Source organism: Leisingera sp. ABM4_103, from assembly GCF_056158685.1.
The window spans coordinates 56,128-78,093 of record NZ_JBSWTU010000011.1 but is presented as its reverse complement, the minus strand read 5'-3'; the positions used below and the strand labels follow the sequence as shown (position 1 = coordinate 78,093).

Sequence of the window (21,966 nt, the reverse complement as noted above, 5' to 3'; positions counted from 1 at the left end):
CCTGCAGTCCGCCGCGAGTCCAAACCGGGCTTAGCCCAGAGCCTGGAATTCGACGCGGCGGTTTTCGTCCGCACGCGGGTTGTTCTGGTTAAAGGGGGCAGTCTCGCCCATGCCGATCGCCTTGAGCATGTCCTCAGGCACACCGCAGGAGCTGATCAGGTGGCGGCGCACTTCCTGCGCGCGCAGCAGCGACAGCCGCTCATTATAGGCTGCGGAGCCGGAACTGTCGGTATGACCGATGATCTGGAACACGGTGCCGTCCATCAGCTTCATCGACTCGCACATATTGGCCAGCTTCGGCGCCTGGTCCGCGCGCAGCGCAGCGCTGTCGAAGTCAAACGAAATCTGGACATTGATCTGTGTCTGCCGGTCGACCGGATTGTATTCCTCAGCCGCGGCGGCCACGGTCGCAGTTTCCTGCGCGGTGTCCTGGGTTTGCTCCGTGCTGCTGGGCACGATCACCAGGCCGCGTGTTTTCTGTTTCTTGAAGGCGTTGGTGATTTCCTCAACCGACAGTTCACCGCCGTTTGATTGCGCCTGCGCCAGCGGTGCAAAAATCAGGCCGGCCCCCAGAATACTTGCGAAAATTCCTTTCAGGCGGATCATGCTCAGCGCCCTCCCCTACCGTTGCAACATCGACTGCAGCTTATACCAGCACCCGCGGCCTGCCAATGGCAGGCACAGGCCCTCCGCGGAAAAAACATGGTGTTTCCGGCAAGTTGTAATCAGGGGGTTTACTGACGCGCGGCGAACGATTGAAATGGGCGCAGATGAACCGGGAGGAAACATGCGGGTTCTGCCAGCAGTCATAATTGCCATTGGCCTGGTGCTGGCCCCGGCGGTCTGGTTCGGGCTGAGCTGGCTGCTGAGCGAGGAAGATTACCAAGGGGCTGGCGGTGTGGATTCCACCGCGCGGATCGAGATTGAGATGCTGCGCCAGCAGGTCGAGGATCTGCAGGCCCGGGTCAGCGATTTGCAGAATGAAGTTGCCAGCCTGCCCGCGGGAGGGGCAGGCACGGGAACCCCTTTCACCGATGACGCGGCAGGTGAGGCCGCGATCTGGAACCAGACCGAGGGTGCGGATCTGGACTATGCCCAGGTGGTGCTGATCGCCGACCGTCTGAACGTGAACCGCGGGCTGAAGGTCACCGGCGGACGGTATCTGACAGAGAAGCTGGGCCGTCCGCGGGAGGATCTGAACGACAATTGCCAGCCGATGACCAACCCGGACCTCAAGGAAAAGCTGGTGACAGAGCAGGTTGGCCCGATCCGGGTCAGCATGTTGCGCCCGGCAATTGAAAGCCTGAAGGTGGTTTTCGAGAACATCCGCCAGGCGGATCCCGATCTGTATGCCCGCATCAACACCGCCGGGGCGCTGTGTGTGCGCCGGATCCGCGGCACCTTGAGTTCGCTGTCCACTCACAGCTATGGGCTGGCGGTCGACCTTAACATCGACGGCAAGCTGGACAATTTCACCGACGGCAAGACCCAGCTTGGGCTGACCATCATGGCTGATTTTTTCTACGATCAGGGCTGGGTCTGGGGCGCAGGCTTTCGCCGCGAGGACAGCATGCATTTCGAAATCAGCCGCCGCCAGCTGGACCAGTGGCTGGCTGAGGGGCTGTTGTAGAAACCCGCCTCAGGCAGATCTTAGGAGAACCTTGCTGGAGTCGATCGCCGCTGCAATCCTCTGATAACGCACAATAGACCGTGTGGGCGAGTTTTCCGCGGACCTGAGCAGTTTGGTCTGGGCTTCCTCCAGCACGGCCAGCGCCTGCGCCTTGGCAGCGGTTTGCCGTTCCGGTGCGACAGCGACAATCGGGCGGTGCGACCGCTCGGTGCTGTTCAGCGACCGCGCCTTCCCCCTTGGTTTTGAGGGGTCACGGTTTTCCCGCGCAATCTGCCGCAGATCCCGGGCCGTATCCTGAAGGATTTCCCGCAGCGGCTCATGGCCAGGCAGGCCAGCCAAATCCTTTTCCAAAGCTTCGAAACGTTCGGCAAGGCAATCGATAAGGTAGGGTCCTACAATACCGCACAGGTTCCGGAAGCCTGCGACACGGTCCACCACTTCGTCAGCAGAGCGTATGCGGTTGCCAAAGAACCGTCCGTTTCCGGATGGGCCTCCGTAGGTACTGCCTTCGCCATCGCCGCCGCCACTGCCTCCACGAGAGCTAACGCCACCAGCACCGCCGTCGCCGCTGCCGCCATCACCGCTGCCGCCGTCGCCGCTGCCGCCGTCGCCGCTGCCGCCATCGCCGCTGCCGCCGTCGCCGCTGCCGCCGTCACCGCTGCCGCCGTCGCCGCTGCCGCCGTCACCGCTGCCGCCGTCACCGCTGCCGCCGTCACCGCTGCCGCCGTCACCGCTGCCGCCGTCGCCGCTGCCGCCATCGCCGCTGCCGCCGTCGCCGCTGCCGCCATCGCCGCTGCCGCCGTCGCCGCTGCCGCCGTCACCGCTGCCGCCGTCGCCGCTGCCGCCGTCACCGCTGCCGCCGTCGCCGCTGCCGCCGTCACCGCTGCCGCCGTCGCCGCTGCCGCCGTCGCCGCTGCCGCCGTCACCGCTGCCGCCGTCGCCGCTGCCGCCGTCGCCGCTGCCGCCGTCACCGCTGCCGCCGTCGCCGCTGCCGCCGTCGCCGCTGCCGCCGTCGCCGCTGCCGCCGTCGCCGCTGCCGCCGCTGCCGCCATCGCCGCTGCCAACACCGCCAGCGCCGCCATACCCTCCGGCTTGGCTATCCAGGGGACTGTTCAGGAAACAGGTGAGCAGAAGAAGGAACAAAGCACGATGTAACGACATCCGCTTGAAGTAGGGCGCTTATCCTTCCAGTCCATAGGCCTGGCGGATACCCCGCTGCGTTCCCGGTCCGAAGTCGCCGTCAATTGCGCCCGCATAGAAGTTGTTGTCCTTCAGCTTCCGTTGCAGCGCGCGCCGGGTTTCGGCGGTGAACATATTGGGCCGTTCGCTAAGCAAATTGAGCACATCAGAACTGCCGCTGCGCAGCGCTGCATAGAGGTAATGTGCTAAATCCTCTGGGCCTTTTGAGGGGATCAGCCCGTCATCAATCAGCGCGGCGAAGTTGAACTGGGCCTGCGGGTGACGCAGGTCCGCGGCGCGTTCAAAGAATGTCAGCGCTTTTTTCGGATCGGCGCGAAGCCCCAGCCCGCCCTGGTAGTGAAGAAACCCGAGATCATTGATAGCGTCGGCGAAATCCTGGTCTGCCGCGGCCTGATAAAGCTCCAGCGCCTTGGCCGGGTCTGCTTCGACACCGGTGCCGCGCTCATACAGCTTGGCCAGTTCGAACTGCGCCTCCGGGGAGCCGGCGTCCGAGGCGCGCTGGAGAAATTCCACGGCTGCCTTGGGGTCGAACCGGCCCTCATTCGGATTGAGGCGGATATAGGCCAGTCCCAGCATCGACCGGGTGTCGCCGAGGTCGGCCAGCGCCAGCAGCTGTTCTTCCTGGTCCGGCTTCAGCGCGGCCCAGGCGGCGGAGGCATCGGCCACCGAGACCGGAGTGTCGTTTTCGCCGGGGCCGGCCAGATAAAAGGGTACTCCGGTGAGCGAGCCGTATGTGTGGGGTTCCTGCAGGTTGGCAGTGTTTTCCAGAACCCGGTCGCGCACCTGGCGGAACATCAGGCTGATCTCCAGCCCGGGCTGCACCATTTTCTCCATCAGCGCAGTTGCATACGGGGAGTTGCTGCCGCTGCCGTCCAGCGCCACCTGGCCGTCCTTGGCGGCAAAGGCCACCAGGGTGCCGCGGTCCGGATCGGCCGGCGCCATGCCGCCGCCGCCGCGGGTGGTTTCGCTGGAGGCCGCCGTTTGCACGCTGCTCTGCTCCAGCGCAATGGAGTTGCCCAGCGGGTTGTCGCGGCAGCTGTCGAGGATCACGATGCGCATTTTGCGGGCGCGGTCGACTGCCGCCAGCAATTGCTTCAGCGATAGCGACTGGCGCTGAACATCCCGGTTGCTGGCCACCTTGGCATCTGCCGGAATGAGGAAATTCTCGCCCTGCACCTCGATCCCGTGGCCGGCAAAATAGACCAGCGCCAGATCGGCGACTTCGGAGCGGAAGGCGAAATCATCCAGCATCTGCTCCATTTCCGCCGTCCCCGGATCCAGCGCCAGGCTGACGTCAAAGCCGATCCCCTCCAGCGTGTCCGCCATTGCGACGGCATCGTTGCGGGTATTTTCGAGCGGAGGCAGGTACTGGTATTCCGCCACGCCGATGACCAGGGCGATGCGGTCGCTAGCAGCCTGCGCCCCTGCCGCAATCATCAGGCAAGCGGTGAAAATCAACGGTTTAAAAAGGAAAGACATACGGATACCCGGGCTGGCGGTTTCAGCTATGCCCAATGTAGTCCGCTGCGGCAGCAATTAAAAAGAAAATTCGCCGCTGCTGGCAGGACAGCCCCGCCCTGGTCAGGGCGGGGCAGGGGAGTTCAAGTGCTTGCCAGGTTGCTGGCAGAGCGCAGCCGGTCGCGCAGCTTTTCCAGGGTGACCCCCGCTGCGGCGGCCGGCAGGTCGGCGGGGCCTGACTCGTCAACCTGCGCCTGCACGCGCTTGTAAAAACCTGAGAGCCCGGCCAGGGTCTGGATCACCAGATCGAAGTCCTGCAGGGAGCGCAGTTCCTGGCTGGTCGGGGGCGTGCCCCGCTCCAGCACGTCGAGCACGACGTCTTCCAGCGCCTGCATCTGACTGCGCAACTGCTCCATTTCCCACGCCGAGGCGGCGCAAAGTTCGCTCAGGGCTGTGCCGGGACGCTCCATCGTTACAGCCGCCCGACGACCTGTTCGATGGCCTGCTTCATCGTGGCAACCGTGAACGGTTTGCGGACAATGTTGTTCAGGCCGATCTGCTTGCCGACCTGGATCATCTCCGGCGTCGGCTTGCCGGTGACCAGGATGAAGCCAACCCGCTGGGTGACCTGGTGGCTGCGCAGTGCCTTCAGCAGGCCCAGACCGTCCATGCCAGGCATGTTGTAGTCGGACAGCACCATGTGCACCGGTGTCTGAACCAGTTTCTTGTAGGCGCCCTCGCCGGAGTTTTCGACCATGTAGTTCTTAATGCCGATCTCATCCAGGCTCTGTGTGATGATCCCCCGGCTGGTTGACATATCGTCAACGACCATAACGCGGAGAGAGTCTTTCAAGCTCATTTTTCTTTCCTTCTGCTCTGCTTGCAGCCGTGGTCAGGAGGTCCTGCCAGCGGGTGAGTTGACATAAGTTGTGATCCCGGCCGTCTTCAGGTGCTGCGCTGCCGGGCCGGACATGCGCTCGGAGTGCCCGATGAAGAGATAACCGCCCGGGTTCAGGGCATTCTGGAAGGCCTGCCACACCTTCTGCTGGGTCGGGTTGTCGAAATAGATCGCCACATTGCGGCAAAATATGGCGTCGAACTTGCCCCGGAACGGGAACGGCTCGATCAGGTTCAGCACCCCGAAGGTGATCAGCTTGCGCAGGTTGTCCGGCAGCCGCCCTTCGGCGTCCCGGGCGGGCACCAGCTTGCGGTATTTCGCGTCGATTTGGGCCAGCTCGTCCTCAGGATACTTCGCTCCTTGGGCGTGGCGCACCACAACCGGGTCGATATCGGTGCCGAGGATCTTAAAGTCCAGCTTGGCCGCGTCCGGGCACAGGTCCAGAACAGTCATGGCGATCGAATAGGGTTCCTGTCCGTTGGAACAGCCCGCCGACCAAAGCCGCACCCGCCCGCCGCGCCGCGCCTGCTCGATCAGCGGCGGCAGGACGTCGTTGCGCAGCGTCTCAAAGTGATGCGGCTCCCGGAAGAAGTGGGTCACATTTGTGGTCAGCAGCGACAGCAGGCCGCTGCGCTCCTGCTCGGAATTGGGACCATCCAGACACGCCAGATATTCCTTGAAGCTGGAGAAGTTTCGCTGGCGCAGCTTGCGCGCCAGCCGCGAAGACACCAGCGGTTTCTTACTTGCCGCCAAGGCCAGGCCGAAGTGTTTATGCGCGAATTGCGCAATCGACTCGAATTCCTGGTCTGTCAGCGACAAGCTTTCAGCTGCGGGAGAGATGGAACCTTCTGCGCTCACGGCATCACCTGCTCCGGAGCCGAGATAACCGCATCCAGATTGATGATGCGCACCATGGTGTCATCATGCGAGATGATGCCTTGGATGTATTCCATCGTGTTGCGGCTGTCGACCGGCGGGGTGTCCTGGATGTCGTCCGGGTTGATCGAGATGATCTCCGAAACCGACTCCGCCAGAAGCCCGACAGGCTTGCCATGCACCGAGACCACAATGACCACATTGCGCTCGCTGGCTTCGGTCTGATGCAGGCCGAAGCGTGCCGACAGGTCATAGATCGGGATCACCGCGCCGCGCAGGTTCATCACGCCCAGCACATCGGCCGGAGCATGCGGCAGGATGGTCACCGGCGACCAGCGCCGGATCTCGCGGATCTGGGTGATCTTCAGGCAAAAGGCCTGGCCTGCCACGGTGAAGCTGACGAACTCGCTGTGTTCAGCGTGCTTCACTTCCTGATCGGTTTGCTTCACTTCAGCTTGCATTGCTCATTCTCCGCTCGGTGTCAAAGGCGGCCGCCGTGGGCGAGGCCGCAATGATGCTTTCTGGGTCCAGGATCATGGCGATCTTGCCATCGCCCAGAATGGTTGCAGCGGCGACGCCGGGAATTTCCCCGCAGACGCCATCCAGGCTCTTGATCACCACCTGGCGCTGGTCGTGGATATCATCCACCGCCAAGGCGCAGCGCTGGCCGGTCTCGGTCTCCACCAGCAGGTAGACGCCGGCCTGCTGGTCGCTCTCGCGGTACAGGCCCAGGCCGCCTGCCACATCGCAGATCGGCACGAAGTTGCCGCGGATCGACAGCAGGGTGCCGTCGGCGCCGAGGTTGTTGATCATGTCGTCGCTGCCGCGCATGGTTTCGACGATCGAGGTGATCGGCACCACCATGGTCTGATCGGCCACCGACACCACCATGCCGTCCATAACCGCCAGCGTCAGCGGCAGGATGATGGTAAAGGTCGAGCCTTTGCCCGGGGTCGAGGAGATGTTGATGCGGCCGCCAAGGCCGGTAACCGCGTTCTTCACCACATCCATACCGACACCGCGTCCCGAGAGGTTGGAGACCTCTTTTGCGGTGGAAAAGCCCGGTGCGAACAGCAGATTGTCGATCTCGCTGTCGGTGAGCTCGGCATTTTCCGGGATCAGGCCTTTTTCGATGGCGATCTGCTTGACCCGCGGCCGGTTCACGCCGGCACCGTCGTCCTTGATCTCGATGCAGACGCTGCCGGAACGGTGCGAGGCAGACAGGCGGATTTCACCAGTGGTCTGTTTGCGTGCGGCTTCCCGGTCTTCGGGCTTTTCGACGCCATGGTCGACCGCATTGCGCAGAATATGCGTGAGCGGATCGGACAGCCGTTCGATCACCGTCTTGTCGACTTCGGTGTTTTCGCCTTCGGTGACCAGCTTGCAGGTCTTGCCGGTGGCTGCGGAAGCCTCACGCACGATCCGGGCCATGCGCTGGAACAGCGGTTTCACCGGCTGGGCACGGATGGCCATGACACCTTCCTGGATGTCGCGCGCCAGGTTTTTGAAACCTTCGAGCTCCGTCTCGACGTCGCGCAGGTCGGCGACGTTGAGATTGGCAATCTGCTGCGCCAGCATCGAATGGTTGATGATAAGCTCCCCGACAGCGTTGATCAGCCGGTCCACCCGCTCGAGCTCGACGCGGAGCGTCGGCTTTGGACCGCCGCGCTGCTCCTGCTTGCCGCTCTCGGCTTTCGGGGCCGATGCCTTTTCTTCGGCAGCTGCCGGCTTGGCTTCGGGTTCAGGTGCGGGGACCGGCGGTTCAAAAGGGGCGGCTGCGGCCTCCCCGTCTGTGCTGTCTGCGGCAGCAGGAGCGGATGGGGTGCTGAACATCGCATCCAGTGCGGCCAAGGCATTTGCCTCTGCTTCCGCGTCACCATCCCCGGCAATCGACAGCTCGCAAAGGCCTTCGACAAACTCAAACACCGCCTCGACCACTGACCGGGTCTCCTTGGTCACCAGGACCAGATCCCAAGCCAGGTAGCTTTCGTCCATGTCCATGGTGTCAAAACCAGGCAGCTCGTTCTCATCGAGCTTCACGGTCAGGTCACCCATGTCCCTCAGCGCCTGGAACAGGAAAAATGGCTCATTACCGGTGCCGTACATTTCCTTCAGCGGCTGGAACCGGATCCGGTATGTCTCCTCCTGCGGTTCCGCCGGGGCACCGCCGATATCACCAAGGTCCATCATCGGTGCCGGGCCGCCAAGTCCCATCGGCTCGAAGGTGAGGTCTTCCTCTTCCTCCGGGATATACTCATCCAGGGCCGCCAGCAGGGTATCATGGTGTGCCTCGTCGATCTGGCCGCCATCGCGGGCCGCCTCGACAAGCGCCGACAGGTGGTCGCTGGAACGCAGCAGCAGCTGAATCAGCTTCTCGTCCAGATCCAGCCGGTTGGAGCGCACTTCGTCAAACACGGTCTCGAACCGGTGGGCAAAGGCCACCAGATCATCGAGGCCAAAAGCCCCGGCGCCGCCCTTGATCGAGTGCACGGCGCGGAAGATCGCATTGACAACCTCAGAGTCGTGATCGCCTCCTTCGATGGCGGTCAGACCCTCATCCGTTGCTTCGAGGAGCTCTTCGCACTCCTCAAAGAAGGTATCCTGAATCGAGCCGGACATCTCAGGCCGCAGCTCCGGTTACACGCTTGAGCGCAAAGATCAGCGAAGCATCGTCAAACGGCTTGGTGATCCAGCCGGTGGCGCCTGCACCGCGGGCGCGGGCCTTCAGCTCCGGTGCGCTTTCGGTGGTCAGCACCAGGATCGGCACCTTGGAGTTGATGCCGTGGCCGCGCAGCTCTTCGATCACGCCGAAGCCGTCGAGGTTGGGCATGTTGATGTCGGTGATCACGACGTCGGGGTCGACGTCGGAGTACATGTCCACCCCTTCGCGGCCATCGACCGCACAGTGGTATTCAAACCCGGCCTCTTCCAGGGTTGCGGCCAGAAGATTCCGGATCGTGCGGGAATTGTCGATTGCCAGAACTTTGGTCTTCATGCTGTTTCCTCGTCTTCAAAACGGTTGGGCTCCAGCCCCAGAAGCGTCAGGGACTTGCGGCAGGATTCGGTGATATTGGTGACTGAGAAGCCTACCCCCTCGGACCGCCACTGCTGCTCTGCTCCGAGCAGAATCTGCAGGCAGCGCGAAGGCATCAGAGCAACGCCGCTGCAGTCGATTTCGACCGCCTTGGCACGTGCCCCTTGAAGGAAGGCGATCAGCGGATCCAGCTCCGCGAAGGCATTCGGCAGATCAAGAATATGCTTTTGCGTTTCCGTGGTCATGTTCGGCGATTCGCACCCCCGTTGTCGGCGATCAATTCGAGTTCGATGAAGCAATTGATAGGTGCGGGGCCTTAACATTTGATTGCCGCAGCGCGCCCGCCAAGGGGGATTCATAAGGAGAGGGCGGGCAATTCCGCGTGGAAATTCCTGTCAATTTTTAACGGTGGCTCAACGCTCCAGAGAATCACCTGAACGCCATGCTGGCGTGCTTGCGGGCGTGCCCAGGAGACGGCGCTCAGCCAGAAGATGCATCTTTACCTGACCTTTACGGAGTGACGCTGTTGCGCTTCGGATTCCCGTCCTTTTTTGCTGTCGAACAGGATCAGGCTGCCCTTCCGTAAGCTGCAAATTAACATCTGCACGACATCCTGAGAGGCATCATCAATTGCGGTGGCCCAGACCGCAATACTCTTAGGAGGACGGAATGAAAGCCCTGAAATCGCTTAAACTGGCACATAAGCTGCCGTTGTTTGTTGTTGGATTGGTTGTGCTTGTGACGGCGATTCTCGTCACCATCAGCACGCTCAGCTTCCAGCGCAGCGCAGAAACAAATGCCGAGGACCAGCTGAGCTCCATGGTGGCGGACCGCAAGCTGTCGGTGCAGACCTTGCTGGACGGGATTCATGCGGATGTCCAGACGCTGGCCTCCGTGCCGTCGACGGCAACCGCCATAGAATGGCTGACGATGACGTGGAACGACCTGGAGGGAAATCCGGGCGAGATTCTGCGCCAGGCCTATATCGACGACAACCCGCATCCGGCGGGGCAGAAACATCTGCTGGCGCGCGGCAAGGGCGACTCCCCCTATCACATGCATCACGAGAGCTTTCATCCGGCCTACAAAACGCTGATCGAAAGCAAGGGGTATTATGACGCCTTCCTGATCAACCTGGCCGGCGACGTCGTCTATTCGGTGTTCAAGGAAAACGATTTCGGCACCAATATGATGACGGGACCGTTCAAGGACACCGGCCTTGCAACCGTCTATCGTGAAGCGCTCGAAGGCAGCCGCGGCGAGGTGTTCTTTGCCGATTTGGAGCCTTACGCAGCAAGCGGGGGCAAGGCAGCAGGCTTTGCCGCGACGCCGGTTGTGAACGACGCCAATCTCACCGTGGGTGTGCTGGCAGTGCAGATTCCGGTCAGCTTGATCGGGTCGATCATCAACAATGAGCAAGGGATGGGCGAAACCACCCAAGTCTACTTGGTTGGCTCCGATATGCAGGCCCGCACGAATTCGCGATTCGAAGAGGGTTTCAAAGTGCTCTCGCAACTCCCCCCGACCAAGCAGGTGGTGGAAGCCTTTGATGGAAAATCGCACGTGCAGAAAAATGTTCCCGGCCTCGACGGGCATCCTGTGCTGGCCTATTCGGAACCGCTTCCGCTCGCCTTTGCAGATTGGGCGATCATCGCCGAGCAGGACTTGGCCGAGCTGATTGCTCCGGCGGAAAAGAAGCGTAACATGCTGCTTCTGGCCTCGGTCGCCTGCGCAGCCGCCATGTCGTTCCTCGGTTGGCTGTTCGCCCGCTCCATCACCAAGCCGATCGACCGGATCTGCGACAACATGGAGGCGGTGTCCTCCGGTGATCTCGACATTACCGTTGCCGAGGCAAGCCGCAGCGATGAGATCGGCAAAATCGGCAAGACGCTAGTGTCAATGCAGCAGGACCTGAAGCAGGCCCGCGCTGCGGAAGAGGAACGTGCTGAAATGCAGCAGCAGCAGCAGCAGGTGGTCGAAAGCCTGAGCGCGGGCCTCGTGCGGCTGGCCGATGGCGATTTCTCGCAGCAGATCAGAGACTCCTTTCCGCAGGAATACGAACAGCTGAGGAAGAATTTCAACAGCACTGTCACCAATCTGAGCGGCACCGTCCAGCAGGTGGTTGAGGCCTCCGGCAGTATCCGCAACGGTGCCGCCGAGATCAGCCAGGCCTCCGACGACCTCTCGCACCGCACCGAAAGCCAGGCTGCCACGCTGGAGGAGACCGCTGCGGCGCTGGATGAGCTGACCGCATCGGTGAAATCCGCGGCTGAAGGCGCCCGCAGTGTTGAGGCCACCATGGCTGAGGCGCGCACCGAAGCGGAGAACAACCGCGAGGTGGTGCAGAGCGCGGTGTCGGCCATGACCGAAATTGAGCAAAGCTCGAACCACATCAGCCAGATCATCTCGGTGATCGACGACATCGCCTTCCAGACCAACCTGCTGGCGCTGAACGCCGGGGTTGAAGCCGCACGGGCAGGCGAGGCCGGCAAGGGCTTTGCCGTCGTCGCTAGCGAAGTGCGGGCGCTGGCGCAGCGCTCCTCGGATGCGGCGATGGAGATCAAGACCCTGATCAGCGACAGCTCCAAACAGGTGGAGCGCGGGGTGGATCTGGTCGGCAAGGCCGGCGAGGCGCTGCAAAGTATCGTCGAACGGGTCACCCATATCTCGCAGCTGGTCTCCGGCATTGCCGAGGGCGCCGCAGAACAGTCGACCGGCCTTAATGAGATCAACACCGGCGTCACCCAGCTGGACCAAGTGACCCAGCAGAACGCGGCAATGGTGGAAGAGGCGACCGCGGCCGGCCACATGCTGAACACGGATGCCACCAAGCTGGCGGAACTGGTCGCCCATTTCCGGGTGGCTGGCGGCAGCGCGGCAGCCCGTCCTGCTCCGGCAGCGGCCCCGGCCGCTCCGGCGGCAAAGCCTGCACCTTCGGCGCATGGCGAGGACAACTGGGAGATCGAGGCCAGCGCAGCGCCTGCCGCCGCGGCAGCAGCCGGAAGCGGCAATGCTGCCCGCGATCTCTGGCAGGACTTCTAAACGAAACTCACCGGAGGCGCCGCTGCCCGGGCAGCGGCGCCTCCAGGCCATGGCAACCTGTGCCGCAATTCTGACGGTACCGCAAATTGACTGGGGAACCCATTGTCTTCGAATAACTTATTGATCATTACCACTGACCGCAGCTTTGCCAGAAACCTTCAAAGCTATATGGAGTCCGCCTACCCGGGCATGCGGGTGTATTTGGCGAACAACCTGATGATGGCCTACAATCAGGCTGAAGCGGCGCAGCCGGTTTTCGCCTTTGTGGAGGACGGTTTTACCAAGCTGCCGGAATTCGAGATGATGATGGCTCTGTTCTCGGCCATGGACACGCGCTGGGTCTCGGTCATGGACACCCACGGCGCGACCCCGGCCCGGAAATCCTCGCCGTTGCTCGACGTCGGTGCGGGCATCTTCGAGCTGACAAAGGCGGACCACCCCAGCCAGTTCGCCCAGTATTTCGACATGATGGTCAAGGCGCCGCGCCGCAGCCCCCGTGCGGCGTCCCGGACATCGGCCAGCCGCCCGGCGTCAGCCGCGGGCGGCAGCCGCAAACTGATCCTGATCGGGTCCTCAACCGGCGGGGTGGAAGCCCTGCGCAGCATTCTGGTCGGTTTCCCATTCGACTGCCCGCCGACCCTGATTGTCCAGCATACCGGCAAGAATTTCGGCTCTGGCCTGGTCTCGCTTCTGGACCGGATCTGCCCGGCGCGGGTGCGCCCGGCCGAGGACGGCGTCGCGCTGGAGCCGGGCCATGTCTACATCGCTGCCGGCCAGCGCCGCCACATGGGGCTGAGCAACCGCAAGCCGCTGCGGCTGCGGATGAAGGAAGGGCCGGATATTTCCGGCCACACGCCGTCTGTTGACGCTCTGTTCACCTCTGCCGTGCCATATGGAAAGGACGTTGTTGCCACCATCCTGACCGGCATGGGCCAGGATGGAGCCCGGGGATTGCTGGACCTTCGCAAGGCCGGCGCCAAGACCTTTGCCCAGGACGAGAAGTCCTCGGTCGTTTACGGGATGCCCAGAGTCGCGTGGGATATCGGCGCCGCGCAGCAGCAGGTGCCTCTGGCCCGGATGGCCAGCACACTACTACAGGCCAGCAAGGCCTGAACACACCGCAGGAAGGGACTAAAGCCTTGACCACTGTTTTCGCCAACTCGAAATCCGTAACGGTTCTTCAGGGGGAATACCGGGTGACCACCGATCCGAAAACCGTGTTCTCCACGGTGCTTGGCTCGTGCATCGCGGCGTGTATTTACGATCCGGAAAATGGTGTCGGCGGGATGAATCACTTCCTGCTGGCAAATGCCCGCCAGGGCGGGGCGGCAAACGCCCGTTACGGCATTCACGCGATGGAGCTGCTGATCAACGGCATCATGAAGAAGGGCGCCGTGCGGTCCAATCTGAAGGCCAAGGTCTTCGGCGGCGCCAAGATGTCTGCGAACCTGTCGGATATCGGCGCCTCCAATGCCGATTTCGTGCAGCGGTTCCTGCGCGACGAAGGTATCCCCTGCGTTTCCTCCAGCGTCGGCGGCACGTCTGCCCGCAGGGTGCGGTTCCATGCCTGTTCCGGCGCGGCCCAGCAGACCCATGTGCAGGACGACCGCAAGCTCGGTGAAATGGAGCAGCGCGCCGCAACGCGCCCGGCACCGGCACCCGCACCGGCGGCAGGCGGCGCGGGCGCTGTCACCCTGTTCTGACCGGTCAGAACGGCAAGCCCGGCAGGCCGGGCCGCCCGGTGCAAACCGGGCGGAGTTAAATACCGTTTGCCCGCGCTGCCCGGCGCGGGTAGTCCATTAGAGGCTATGAGAACAAACCAGGCTTCATCATCGCCTCCTCAGATTCTGCCGGGCCTCCGGCGGGGCTTGGCAGCGGCTGTTCTGCTGATATGCGGCATGGCGGCGATGGCGCAGGCCCAGATCACGGTTTTTGCCGCCGCCAGCACCAAGACAGCGCTGGATGAGGCCGCCACAGCCTACCAGTCCGCGACCGCACGGACCGTCACGATTTCCTATGCCGGCTCTCCGGCGCTGGCCCGGCAGATCCAGCTGGGTGCGCCGGCGGATGTGTTCCTCTCCGCCAACCCCGGCTGGATGGATGTTCTGCAGCAGGAGGGGCTGGTAGATCCGGCCTCGCGCCTGGATCTGCTCGCAAATCGCCTGGTGCTCATCGCTCACGGGAAAGACGCCGCCGAATTGAACCTGCCGTCGAGTGACCTGAGCGGGCTGCTCGGTGAGGGTAAGCTGGCCATGGCACTGGTTGATGCTGTGCCCGCGGGCATCTACGGCAAAGCCGCCCTCACGGCATTGGGCCAGTGGACGGCGGTTGCGCCCAAAGTGGCGCAGACCGCCAATGTGCGTGCTGCGCTGGCGCTGGTGTCCTCTGGCGAGGCGCCGTTGGGAGTTGTCTACGCGACCGATGCCAGCGCAGACAACAGGGTATCGGTGATCGCAGTCTTTCCGGAGGGAAGCCACCCGCCCATCGTCTATCCAGCCGCTGCCGTCGCAGGCGGCAACACCCCAGAAGCTATGGCGTTTCTTGACTATCTGCGCAGCCCCGCGGCACAGGAGATTTTTCTGCGCCACGGCTTTGGGGTGCTGGCGGAGTGAGCGCTGAGGCGGCATGGCTGGGGCCGCAGGAATGGCAGGCTGTGATGCTGTCGCTGCGGGTCTCTCTCTGGGCGACGCTGGCGGCGCTGCCGCTGGCCGTTTTCGTGGCCTATGCGCTGGCGCGCTGGCAGTTTCCCGGCAAGCAGATTGTCAACAGCCTGGTGCATCTGCCGCTGATCCTGCCGCCGGTGGTGACCGGTTACCTGCTGCTGATGGTGTTTGGCACCAAGGGGCCGGTTGGCGGAGCGCTGCAGCAAATTGGCATCGTCTTTGCCTTCCGCTGGACCGGGGCGGCACTGGCGGCCGGGATCATGGCCTTTCCGCTGATGGTGCGGGCCATCCGCCTGTCGGTGGAGGCGGTGGACCCCAAGCTTGAGCAGGCCGCCGCCACCCTCGGCGCGTCGCGCCTGTTGTGTTTTGTCACGATCACCCTGCCGATGATCCTGCCCGGGCTGATTGCCGGCGCGGTGCTGGGCTTTGCCAAGGCGATGGGGGAGTTCGGGGCCACCATCACATTTGTTTCCAGCATTCCCGGGCAGACCCAGACCTTGCCTTCAGCGATTTACACGTTCCTGCAGGTTCCCGGCGGTGAGACCGCGGCGCTGCGGCTGACGCTGGTGTCGATCGCAATCGCCCTGACCGCTCTGCTGCTGTCGGAACGGCTGGCGCGCCGGGCCGCTGACCGGGCCGGGGGGCGCTGATGCTGACCGTGTCGCTGCAACATGCGCTGACGGGGTTCGGGCTGGATGTGCAGTTCGAGGCGCCGCCGGGTGTGACCGTGCTGTTCGGGCGGTCCGGCACCGGCAAAACCACGGTGATCCAGGTGGTTGCCGGCCTGCTGCGGCCTGATCAGGGGCGGGTGACGCTGAATGGCGAGGTGCTGTTTGACACCGCCCAGCGGCAATGGCTGCCGCCGCACAAGCGCCGGATGGGCTATGTGTTTCAGGAGGGGCGGTTGTTTCCGCATCTGACCGTGCGGCAGAATCTGCTGTTCGGGCAATGGTTTGCTCCGCGCAGCGCCAAACCGGAGAGCCTCGGGCGGGTGGTGGATCTGCTCGGCATCGGCCCGCTGCTGCAACGGCGGCCGGGGCTGTTGTCGGGTGGCGAGAAACAGCGGGTGGCGATTGGCCGGGCCCTGCTGTCGGCGCCGCGGATGATCCTGGCGGATGAGCCGCTCTCGGCGCTGGACGAGGCCCGCAAGGCGGAGATCCTGCCCTATTTCGAGCGGCTGCGGGACGAGATCGGCATCCCGATGCTCTATGTCAGCCATTCCGCCGCCGAAGTGGCCCGTCTGGCGACAACGGTTGTGGTGCTGCAGGACGGCAAGGTGCAGCGCCAGGGCAGCGCGGCGGAGGTGCTGGGGGATCCGGCGGTCATGCCCGCAGGCGTGCGCGCCGCGGGCGCCCTGCTGGAGGCTCGGGTCGCCCGCCACCACTCCGATGGGCTGACAGAGCTGGAGGCGGGCGGCGTGCCGCTGTTCCTGCCGCAAATCGCCCGGGCACCGGGCAGCCCGGTGCGGGTGCGGATCTCGGCGCATGAGGTGATCCTGTCGCGCCAGCGCCCTGAAGGTTTGTCGGCGCTCAATATCCTGCCGGGCACGGTTGAGCATGTCCGCACCGGCAGCGGTCCCGGCGCCATGGTCTCACTGCAGACACCCGCAGGCCGGGTGTTGGCCCGGGTCACCCGGCGGTCGGCGCATGCATTGGAGCTGGAGCCGGGGGCGGACTGCTTTGCCGTGGTCAAAACCGTCTCCATCGCGCCAGAAGATATCGGCGGGGCCGGATAGGACGGAGTCCCTTGCTTTCAAAATTTCCGGAACAATCCTTCAGGTAATCTTGATACGGAAATAAGTTCGGTTGCGCGCGCAGCGCGGGTATCAATAGGGGCAGCAGTTCAGCAGGAAAGGCAGCCCATGACCAAACGATCCTATTACGCACCGGAAGGCGGGCTGCCGCCGCAGACCCAACTGCTCACCGACCGGGCGATGTTTACCGAGGCCTATGCGGTGATCCCCAAGGGCACGATGAGCGATATCGTGGCAAGCCTTCTGCCGTTCTGGGACAAGGCCCGCTTCTGGGTGCTGTCGCGGCCTCTGTCAGGCTTTGCCGAGACGTTTTCCCAGTACATCGCCGAAGTGCAGCCCGGCGGCGGCAGCGACCGGCCGGAAACCGAGCCGAGCACCGAGGCGGTTCTGTTTGTCGTCCAAGGCTCCATGACGCTGACCATCGACGGCACGGCGCATGAGATGGACGAGGGCGGCTATGCCTACCTGCCGCCCGATGCCGCTTGGAGCCTTCGCAACAACGGCAGCGCGCCGGTGCGGTTCCACTGGGTCCGCAAAGCCTATCAGGCGGTTGCGGGCCTGGACGCGCCGGAGGCCTTCGTCACCAACGAGAACCACGTCGACCCAACCCCGATGCCCGAAACCGAGGGCAAATGGGCAACCACGCGTTTCGTCGACCCCAATGACCTGCGCCACGACATGCATGTGACCATCGTCACCTTTGAACCCGGCGCGGTGATCCCCTTTGCCGAAACCCATGTGATGGAACACGGCCTGTATGTGCTGGAAGGCAAGGCGGTTTATCGGCTGAACCAGGACTGGGTCGAGGTCGAGGCCGGCGATTACATGTGGCTGCGCGCCTTCTGCCCGCAGGCCTGCTATGCCGGCGGTCCGGGCAAGTTCCGCTATCTGTTGTACAAAGACGTGAACCGGCACATGCCGCTGGCACCGCTGCGCTGACGGCGGGGGGAGCGCCCGGCCCTGATATGTGCCCGGGCGCTGCCCGGCTTGTCAGCCGGGCGGGGTCTGATCCGCTGCCGGCGCGCCCAATCCATAGGACAGTTTCTCTGCGGCGCCCCTGACCAGGGCGCCGATTTCGTTGATGCGCGCGTCCGGCATCCGGGTGGTGGGGCCGGAGACGGAGATCCCCGCCAGCACCTCGCCCTGCATTCCAAACACCGGCGCCGCCACACAACGCATGCCCGGCGCCTTTTCCTCATCGTCGAAAGACCAGCCGCGGCTGCGGATCTGCGCCAGATCTTCGCGCAAGGTGTCGGCCGAGGTCAGGGTTTTCTCCGTGAACTTCTGCAGCGTCCGCCCGCGCAGGAAACGGCTCAGCTGGTCCTCGCCAAAGCAGCTAAGCAGCGCCTTGCCGATACCCGAGGCGTGCATTGGAGACGTCGTGCCAGGCGGGAAGAAGGCGCGGATCAATTCATGGGTCTCCACTTGGCTCACGAACATCACATCGCCGCCGCGCTCAATCCCGAGGTTTGAGGTCTCGCCCGTTGCCTCCATCAATTCCCGCATCACCGGCCGCGCCCGTTCGATCACGCTGGAGCGGCGCAGGAAAGCAGAGCCGAGGCGGAAAGCCATCGCGCCGATGTGCCAGGTCTGCGACTGCGGCTCCATCTCGACGATCTGGCGCGCCTCCAGCGTCGCCAGTACCCGGTACATGGTGGCCGCCGACTGATTCAGCACCGTGGACAGTTCGGTCAGCGTCATGCCGCTGGCGCCCGCCAGCGCATCCAGCACGTCCAGCGCCCGGTCAAGCGATTGAATCGTGGGCGGCTGACTGGCGGAATCAAAGCTTTTGGGGCGGCCCTTGCGGCGCGGTGCTTGCGGCATTTTCAAGCCTCCCGAGGCGATTCAATAAGCAGCTTATGGATAAAACTGAAAATCACTTCTGTACAGTGAAAAAACTAAAGCCCTTGTTATTATGCGCAAAATCGCCATTTATTGCGTTTCTGAAAGCTTTTTTCAAAAAAATTTCCCTGCGCGCATCTTGCCTTTAGAGTGAAGGAAATCGCCACAGGAGGGCACGATATGAGCTTTCAAAACCCGGTTTTCATTCCCGGTCCGACCAATATGCCCGAAGCGCTGCGCAAGGCAGTGGACATGCCGACGCTGGACCACCGCTCGCCGCTGTTCGGCCAGATCCTGCACCCGGCACTGGCCGGAGTGAAGAAGGTTCTGAAAAGCGAAACCGCCGAGATTTTTGTTTTCCCGTCCACCGGCACCGGCGGCTGGGAAACCGCGATCACCAACACGCTGAACGCAGGCGACAAGATCCTGGCCGCGCGCAACGGCATGTTCAGCCACCGCTGGATCGACATGTGCCAGCGCCACGGGCTGGACGTTCAGGTCGTCGAAACCCCTTGGGGGCAGGGCATTCCGGCTGACCGCTACGAGGAAATCTTGACCGCCGACACATCGCACGAGATCAAGGTGGTTCTGGCGACCCACAACGAGACTGCAACCGGCGTGAAATCCGACATCGCCGCGGTCCGCCGCGCGCTGGACGCCGCTGGCCACCCAGCGCTGCTGTTTGTGGATGGCGTGTCCTCCATCGCCTCGATGGACTTCCGGATGGATGAATGGGGCGTCGATATCGCCGTCACCGGCTCGCAAAAAGGATTCATGCTGCCGCCGGGCCTGGCCATCGTCGGCTTCTCGCCCAAGGCGATGAAGGCGGCGGCGACCGCGACCCTGCCGCGCACCTTCTTTGACATCAAGGACATGGCCAATGGCTATGCCAACAGCGCCTATCCCTATACGCCCTCTGTCGGTTTGCTGAACGGTCTGAACATGGCCTGTGGTATGCTGCTGGACGAAGGGCTGGAGAACGTCTTTGCCCGCCACCACCGGATTGCCGAGGGCGTCCGCGCCGCGGTCCGCGCGTGGGGGCTGGAGCTGTGCGCCATGTCGCCGGACGTCTACTCTGACAGCGTCAGCGCGATCCGCACGCCGGACGGCTTTGACGCCAACAAGTTCGTCAGCCTGGCGGCCGAGAAATACGGCGTCGCTTTTGGCACCGGCCTGGGTGAGGTCGCGGGCAAGGTGTTCCGCATCGGCCACCTGGGCAGCCTGACCGACGTGATGGCGCTCTCGGGCATTGCCACTGCCGAAATGGTCATGGCCGATCTGGGCCTGAACATCCCGCTGGGCTCCGGCGTGGCGGCGGCTCAGGACTACTACCGCGGCAACACCGCCTCCAGCACCAAGGCTGCCGCCTGATGAAGGATACCGCTATGTATATCCCGACCTACGAGGACATGCTGGCTGCGCATGAGCGCATCCAGCCCCACATCCGCCGCACGCCGGTGCGCACCTCCGATTACCTGAATGAGCTGACCGGGGCTGAGCTGTTCTTTAAATGCGAGAACTTCCAGGAGCCGGGCGCCTTCAAGGTGCGCGGCGCGACCAACGCGGTGTTCGGGCTGGATGAGGAACAGGCGAAGAAGGGCGTCGCCACGCATTCTTCGGGCAACCACGCTTCCTGCCTGTCTTATGCAGCTATGCTGCGGGGCATACCGTGCAACGTGGTCATGCCGCGCACGGCACCGCAGGCCAAGAAGGACACCGTGCGCCGGTACGGCGGCCGTATCACCGAGTGCGAGCCCTCGACCAGTTCGCGCGAGGAGACCTTTGCCAAGGTGCAGGCGGAGACCGGCGGCGATTTTGTGCATCCCTACAACGACCCGCGCGTGATTGCGGGGCAGGGGACCTGTGCCAAGGAATTCGTGGAGCAAACTGGCGGCCTCGACATGGTTGTGGCTCCGATCGGCGGCGGCGGCATGATCTCCGGCACCTGCCTGACGCTGTCGACGCTCGCCCCGGAAACCCAAGTGATCGCGGCAGAGCCAGAGCAGGCCGATGACGCCTACCGCAGCTTCAAGGCGGGCCACATTATCGCCGATGATGCGCCCAAGACCGTCGCCGACGGGCTGCTGGTGCCGCTTAAGGACCTGACCTGGCACTTCGTCAGCAACCACGTCAGCGAGATCTACACCGCGTCCGATGCGGAGATCATCGACGCGATGAAACTGATCTGGAAGCACCTGCGCATCGTGATGGAGCCGTCCTCTGCGGTGCCGCTCGCCATCATTCTGAAAAACAAAGACGCCTTCGCCGGCAAACGCGTGGGCCTGATCGTCACCGGCGGCAATGTCGACCTCGACAAGCTGCCCTGGATGAACAGCTAAACTGGGGAATACTGAAATGAACGCACAGACAAATTTTGATCAGCTCGAAGTCGGCTTTGACGTCCCGGCGATCCCGGGCATGGACGAGGCTGACATCCAGACCCCGGCGCTGGTCCTCGACCTGGACGCGCTGGAGCGCAACATCAAGAAGATGGGCGATTATGCCAAGGCGCATGGCATGCGCCACCGGGTGCACGGCAAGATGCACAAGTCGGTGGACGTGGCCAAGCTGCAGGAAGAACTGGGCGGCGCGGTTGGCGTCTGCTGCCAGAAGGTGTCCGAGGCCGAGGTGTTTGCCCGCGGCGGCATCAAGGACATTCTGGTCTCCAACCAGGTCCGCGACCCGCAAAAGATCGACCGTCTGGCCCGCCTGCCTAAACTGGGCGCCCGCACCATCGTCTGCGTCGATGATCTGGACAACGTGGCCGACCTGTCGGCAGCGGCGCAGAAGCAAGGCACCGAACTGGAAGTCTTTGCCGAGATCGACTGCGGCGCAGGCCGCTGCGGTGTGACCACCACTGAGGCGGTTGTCGAGATCGCCAAGGCGGTGAACGCGGCAGAGAACCTCAAGTTCTCCGGCATCCAGGCCTATCAGGGCGCGATGCAGCACATGGACAGTTACGAAGACCGCAAGGCCAAGCTGGACATCGCCATCGCCCAGGTCGCTGATGCGGTTGAAGGCCTGAAGGCTGAAGGCATCGCGTGCGAGCTGGTTTCCGGCGGCGGCACAGGCTCCTACTACTTTGAATCGAACTCGGGCGTGTACAACGAGTTGCAGTGCGGCTCCTACGCCTTCATGGACGCGGATTACGGCCGCATCCTGGACAAGGACGGCAAACGGATCGATCAGGGCGAGTGGGAAAACGCCTTCTTCCTGCTGACCCAGGTGATGAGCCACGCCAAAGCCGACAAGGCCATCGTGGACGCGGGCCTCAAGGCGCAGTCGGTCGACAGCGGCCTGCCCTTCATCTTTGGCCGCGACGACGTGGAATACATCAAATGCTCGGATGAGCACGGTGTGGTCTCCGACCCGAACGGCGCGCTGAAAGTGGGCGACAAGCTGCGCCTGGTGCCCGGCCACTGCGACCCGACCGCCAACGTGCATGACTGGTACGTCGGTGTCCGCAACGGAAAGGTCGAAACCGTCTGGCCCGTTTCGGCACGCGGCAAGGCCTACTAAGCAAACGATCCCCGAACTGGCGGAGGTGCGCATGCCGCCCTCCGCCGGCTT

General features: G+C 63.4%; 22 protein-coding genes. 11 read left to right on the top strand and 11 right to left on the bottom strand.

What is annotated here, in order from left to right; translation table 11 throughout:
• Nucleotides 1–30 precede the first annotated feature (30 nt).
• Nucleotides 31–606 carry an OmpA family protein gene (locus ACXAED_RS25655; RefSeq protein WP_475054668.1) on the bottom strand — a complete coding sequence of 192 codons (576 nt, stop codon included), beginning with the start codon at nucleotides 604–606 and terminating at the stop codon, nucleotides 31–33.
• A 181-nt stretch (nucleotides 607–787) separates the two neighbouring features.
• On the opposite strand from ACXAED_RS25655, the gene ACXAED_RS25650 reads away from it, so the two are divergent.
• Nucleotides 788–1,630, top strand: a complete 843-nt coding sequence (locus tag ACXAED_RS25650) for a M15 family metallopeptidase (protein ID WP_475054666.1) — start codon at nucleotides 788–790, stop codon at nucleotides 1,628–1,630.
• A 9-nt stretch (nucleotides 1,631–1,639) separates the two neighbouring features.
• On the opposite strand, the gene ACXAED_RS25645 is transcribed toward ACXAED_RS25650, so the two are convergent.
• From ACXAED_RS25645 to ACXAED_RS25605, 9 genes are all read right to left on the bottom strand, one after another.
• Nucleotides 1,640–2,773 (bottom strand): hypothetical protein, encoded by a 1,134-nt coding sequence (locus tag ACXAED_RS25645; protein ID WP_475054665.1) that lies wholly within the window; start codon nucleotides 2,771–2,773, stop codon nucleotides 1,640–1,642.
• Nucleotides 2,774–2,809: 36 nt separating this feature from the next.
• Nucleotides 2,810–4,309, bottom strand: coding sequence for a caspase family protein (locus ACXAED_RS25640; protein WP_475054664.1), 1,500 nt, complete (start codon nucleotides 4,307–4,309; stop codon nucleotides 2,810–2,812).
• Between the two features lie 122 nt (nucleotides 4,310–4,431).
• On the bottom strand, nucleotides 4,432–4,758 hold the full coding sequence (locus tag ACXAED_RS25635) for a hypothetical protein (RefSeq protein WP_475054663.1): 327 nt from the start codon (nucleotides 4,756–4,758) through the stop codon (nucleotides 4,432–4,434).
• 2 nt (nucleotides 4,759–4,760) lie between these two features.
• On the bottom strand, nucleotides 4,761–5,147 hold the full coding sequence (locus ACXAED_RS25630) for a response regulator (protein WP_027233853.1): 387 nt from the start codon (nucleotides 5,145–5,147) through the stop codon (nucleotides 4,761–4,763).
• Between the two features lie 33 nt (nucleotides 5,148–5,180).
• The gene (locus ACXAED_RS25625; protein WP_475054660.1) at nucleotides 5,181–6,044 is read right to left on the bottom strand and encodes a CheR family methyltransferase; all 864 of its coding nucleotides are present in this window, start codon (nucleotides 6,042–6,044) and stop codon (nucleotides 5,181–5,183) included.
• Nucleotides 6,041–6,523, bottom strand: coding sequence for a chemotaxis protein CheW (locus ACXAED_RS25620; protein ID WP_008558479.1), 483 nt, complete (start codon nucleotides 6,521–6,523; stop codon nucleotides 6,041–6,043). The genes ACXAED_RS25625 and ACXAED_RS25620 overlap by 4 nt, the downstream gene beginning before the upstream one ends.
• Nucleotides 6,513–8,681 (bottom strand): chemotaxis protein CheA, encoded by a 2,169-nt coding sequence (locus tag ACXAED_RS25615; RefSeq protein ID WP_475054658.1) that lies wholly within the window; start codon nucleotides 8,679–8,681, stop codon nucleotides 6,513–6,515. Before ACXAED_RS25615 ends, ACXAED_RS25620 begins: the two co-directional genes overlap by 11 nt.
• A gap of 1 nt (nucleotide 8,682) precedes the next feature.
• Nucleotides 8,683–9,057 (bottom strand): response regulator, encoded by a 375-nt coding sequence (locus tag ACXAED_RS25610; protein WP_475054656.1) that lies wholly within the window; start codon nucleotides 9,055–9,057, stop codon nucleotides 8,683–8,685.
• Entirely contained in the window at nucleotides 9,054–9,341 is a 288-nt protein-coding gene (locus tag ACXAED_RS25605) for an STAS domain-containing protein (RefSeq protein WP_421056856.1), read from the bottom strand. The genes ACXAED_RS25610 and ACXAED_RS25605 overlap by 4 nt, the downstream gene beginning before the upstream one ends.
• Nucleotides 9,342–9,765: 424 nt before the next feature.
• Here ACXAED_RS25605 and ACXAED_RS25600 point away from each other — a divergent pair, with 424 nt between their 5' ends.
• The 7 genes from ACXAED_RS25600 to ACXAED_RS25570 all read left to right on the top strand — a co-directional run bounded on the left by ACXAED_RS25600 (nucleotide 9,766) and on the right by ACXAED_RS25570 (nucleotide 17,493).
• Nucleotides 9,766–12,138 (top strand): methyl-accepting chemotaxis protein, encoded by a 2,373-nt coding sequence (locus ACXAED_RS25600; RefSeq protein ID WP_475054655.1) that lies wholly within the window; start codon nucleotides 9,766–9,768, stop codon nucleotides 12,136–12,138.
• 168 nt (nucleotides 12,139–12,306) lie between these two features.
• The gene (locus ACXAED_RS25595; protein ID WP_475054702.1) at nucleotides 12,307–13,251 is read left to right on the top strand and encodes a CheB methylesterase domain-containing protein; all 945 of its coding nucleotides are present in this window, start codon (nucleotides 12,307–12,309) and stop codon (nucleotides 13,249–13,251) included.
• 26 nt (nucleotides 13,252–13,277) lie between these two features.
• A complete protein-coding gene (locus ACXAED_RS25590; protein ID WP_475054652.1) occupies nucleotides 13,278–13,841 on the top strand; it encodes a chemotaxis protein CheD in 564 nt (187 codons plus the stop codon).
• Between the two features lie 195 nt (nucleotides 13,842–14,036).
• The gene (gene modA, locus ACXAED_RS25585) at nucleotides 14,037–14,750 is read left to right on the top strand and encodes a molybdate ABC transporter substrate-binding protein (protein ID WP_475054649.1); all 714 of its coding nucleotides are present in this window, start codon (nucleotides 14,037–14,039) and stop codon (nucleotides 14,748–14,750) included.
• Nucleotides 14,747–15,451, top strand: coding sequence for a molybdate ABC transporter permease subunit (gene modB, locus ACXAED_RS25580; protein ID WP_475054647.1), 705 nt, complete (start codon nucleotides 14,747–14,749; stop codon nucleotides 15,449–15,451). Before modA ends, modB begins: the two co-directional genes overlap by 4 nt.
• Nucleotides 15,451–16,536: a molybdenum ABC transporter ATP-binding protein gene (gene modC / locus ACXAED_RS25575; RefSeq protein ID WP_475054645.1), complete on the top strand. Its 1,086-nt coding sequence runs from the start codon at nucleotides 15,451–15,453 to the stop codon at nucleotides 16,534–16,536. The genes modB and modC overlap by 1 nt, the downstream gene beginning before the upstream one ends.
• Before the next feature lie 126 nt (nucleotides 16,537–16,662).
• A complete protein-coding gene (locus ACXAED_RS25570; RefSeq protein ID WP_475054643.1) occupies nucleotides 16,663–17,493 on the top strand; it encodes a bifunctional allantoicase/(S)-ureidoglycine aminohydrolase in 831 nt (276 codons plus the stop codon).
• A 51-nt stretch (nucleotides 17,494–17,544) separates the two neighbouring features.
• On the opposite strand, the gene bhcR is transcribed toward ACXAED_RS25570, so the two are convergent.
• Nucleotides 17,545–18,378 carry an HTH-type transcriptional regulator BhcR gene (bhcR, locus tag ACXAED_RS25565; protein ID WP_475054641.1) on the bottom strand — a complete coding sequence of 278 codons (834 nt, stop codon included), beginning with the start codon at nucleotides 18,376–18,378 and terminating at the stop codon, nucleotides 17,545–17,547.
• A gap of 198 nt (nucleotides 18,379–18,576) precedes the next feature.
• On the opposite strand from bhcR, the gene bhcA reads away from it, so the two are divergent.
• From bhcA to bhcC, 3 genes are read left to right on the top strand one after another with little or no spacing between them, the layout of a single operon-like run.
• Nucleotides 18,577–19,767: an L-aspartate--glyoxylate aminotransferase BhcA gene (gene bhcA / locus ACXAED_RS25560; RefSeq protein WP_475054640.1), complete on the top strand. Its 1,191-nt coding sequence runs from the start codon at nucleotides 18,577–18,579 to the stop codon at nucleotides 19,765–19,767.
• A complete protein-coding gene (gene bhcB / locus ACXAED_RS25555) occupies nucleotides 19,767–20,735 on the top strand; it encodes a beta-hydroxyaspartate dehydratase BhcB (protein WP_475054639.1) in 969 nt (322 codons plus the stop codon). Before bhcA ends, bhcB begins: the two co-directional genes overlap by 1 nt.
• Before the next feature lie 16 nt (nucleotides 20,736–20,751).
• The gene (gene bhcC / locus ACXAED_RS25550) at nucleotides 20,752–21,915 is read left to right on the top strand and encodes a 3-hydroxy-D-aspartate aldolase BhcC (RefSeq protein WP_475054636.1); all 1,164 of its coding nucleotides are present in this window, start codon (nucleotides 20,752–20,754) and stop codon (nucleotides 21,913–21,915) included.
• Nucleotides 21,916–21,966 lie beyond the last annotated feature (51 nt).

What these genes read in the sequence shown, in the direction of transcription:
- bhcA (WP_475054640.1), top strand. Translation starts at nt 18,577, where the DNA reads ATGAGCTTTCAAAACCCGGTTTTCATTCCCGGTCCGACCAATATGCCC.
- ACXAED_RS25570 (WP_475054643.1), top strand. Translation starts at nt 16,663, where the DNA reads ATGACCAAACGATCCTATTACGCACCGGAAGGCGGGCTGCCGCCGCAG.
- ACXAED_RS25595 (WP_475054702.1), top strand. Translation starts at nt 12,307, where the DNA reads ATGGAGTCCGCCTACCCGGGCATGCGGGTGTATTTGGCGAACAACCTG.
- ACXAED_RS25620 (WP_008558479.1), bottom strand. Translation starts at nt 6,523, where the DNA reads ATGCAAGCTGAAGTGAAGCAAACCGATCAGGAAGTGAAGCACGCTGAA.
- ACXAED_RS25605 (WP_421056856.1), bottom strand. Translation starts at nt 9,341, where the DNA reads ATGACCACGGAAACGCAAAAGCATATTCTTGATCTGCCGAATGCCTTC.
- ACXAED_RS25650 (WP_475054666.1), top strand. Translation starts at nt 788, where the DNA reads ATGCGGGTTCTGCCAGCAGTCATAATTGCCATTGGCCTGGTGCTGGCC.
- modC (WP_475054645.1), top strand. Translation starts at nt 15,451, where the DNA reads ATGCTGACCGTGTCGCTGCAACATGCGCTGACGGGGTTCGGGCTGGAT.
- ACXAED_RS25630 (WP_027233853.1), bottom strand. Translation starts at nt 5,147, where the DNA reads ATGAGCTTGAAAGACTCTCTCCGCGTTATGGTCGTTGACGATATGTCA.
- ACXAED_RS25615 (WP_475054658.1), bottom strand. Translation starts at nt 8,681, where the DNA reads ATGTCCGGCTCGATTCAGGATACCTTCTTTGAGGAGTGCGAAGAGCTC.
- bhcC (WP_475054636.1), top strand. Translation starts at nt 20,752, where the DNA reads ATGAACGCACAGACAAATTTTGATCAGCTCGAAGTCGGCTTTGACGTC.
- modA (WP_475054649.1), top strand. Translation starts at nt 14,037, where the DNA reads ATGGCGGCGATGGCGCAGGCCCAGATCACGGTTTTTGCCGCCGCCAGC.
- ACXAED_RS25635 (WP_475054663.1), bottom strand. Translation starts at nt 4,758, where the DNA reads ATGGAGCGTCCCGGCACAGCCCTGAGCGAACTTTGCGCCGCCTCGGCG.
- ACXAED_RS25655 (WP_475054668.1), bottom strand. Translation starts at nt 606, where the DNA reads ATGATCCGCCTGAAAGGAATTTTCGCAAGTATTCTGGGGGCCGGCCTG.
- ACXAED_RS25640 (WP_475054664.1), bottom strand. Translation starts at nt 4,309, where the DNA reads ATGTCTTTCCTTTTTAAACCGTTGATTTTCACCGCTTGCCTGATGATT.
- bhcR (WP_475054641.1), bottom strand. Translation starts at nt 18,378, where the DNA reads ATGCCGCAAGCACCGCGCCGCAAGGGCCGCCCCAAAAGCTTTGATTCC.
- ACXAED_RS25610 (WP_475054656.1), bottom strand. Translation starts at nt 9,057, where the DNA reads ATGAAGACCAAAGTTCTGGCAATCGACAATTCCCGCACGATCCGGAAT.
- ACXAED_RS25600 (WP_475054655.1), top strand. Translation starts at nt 9,766, where the DNA reads ATGAAAGCCCTGAAATCGCTTAAACTGGCACATAAGCTGCCGTTGTTT.
- bhcB (WP_475054639.1), top strand. Translation starts at nt 19,767, where the DNA reads ATGAAGGATACCGCTATGTATATCCCGACCTACGAGGACATGCTGGCT.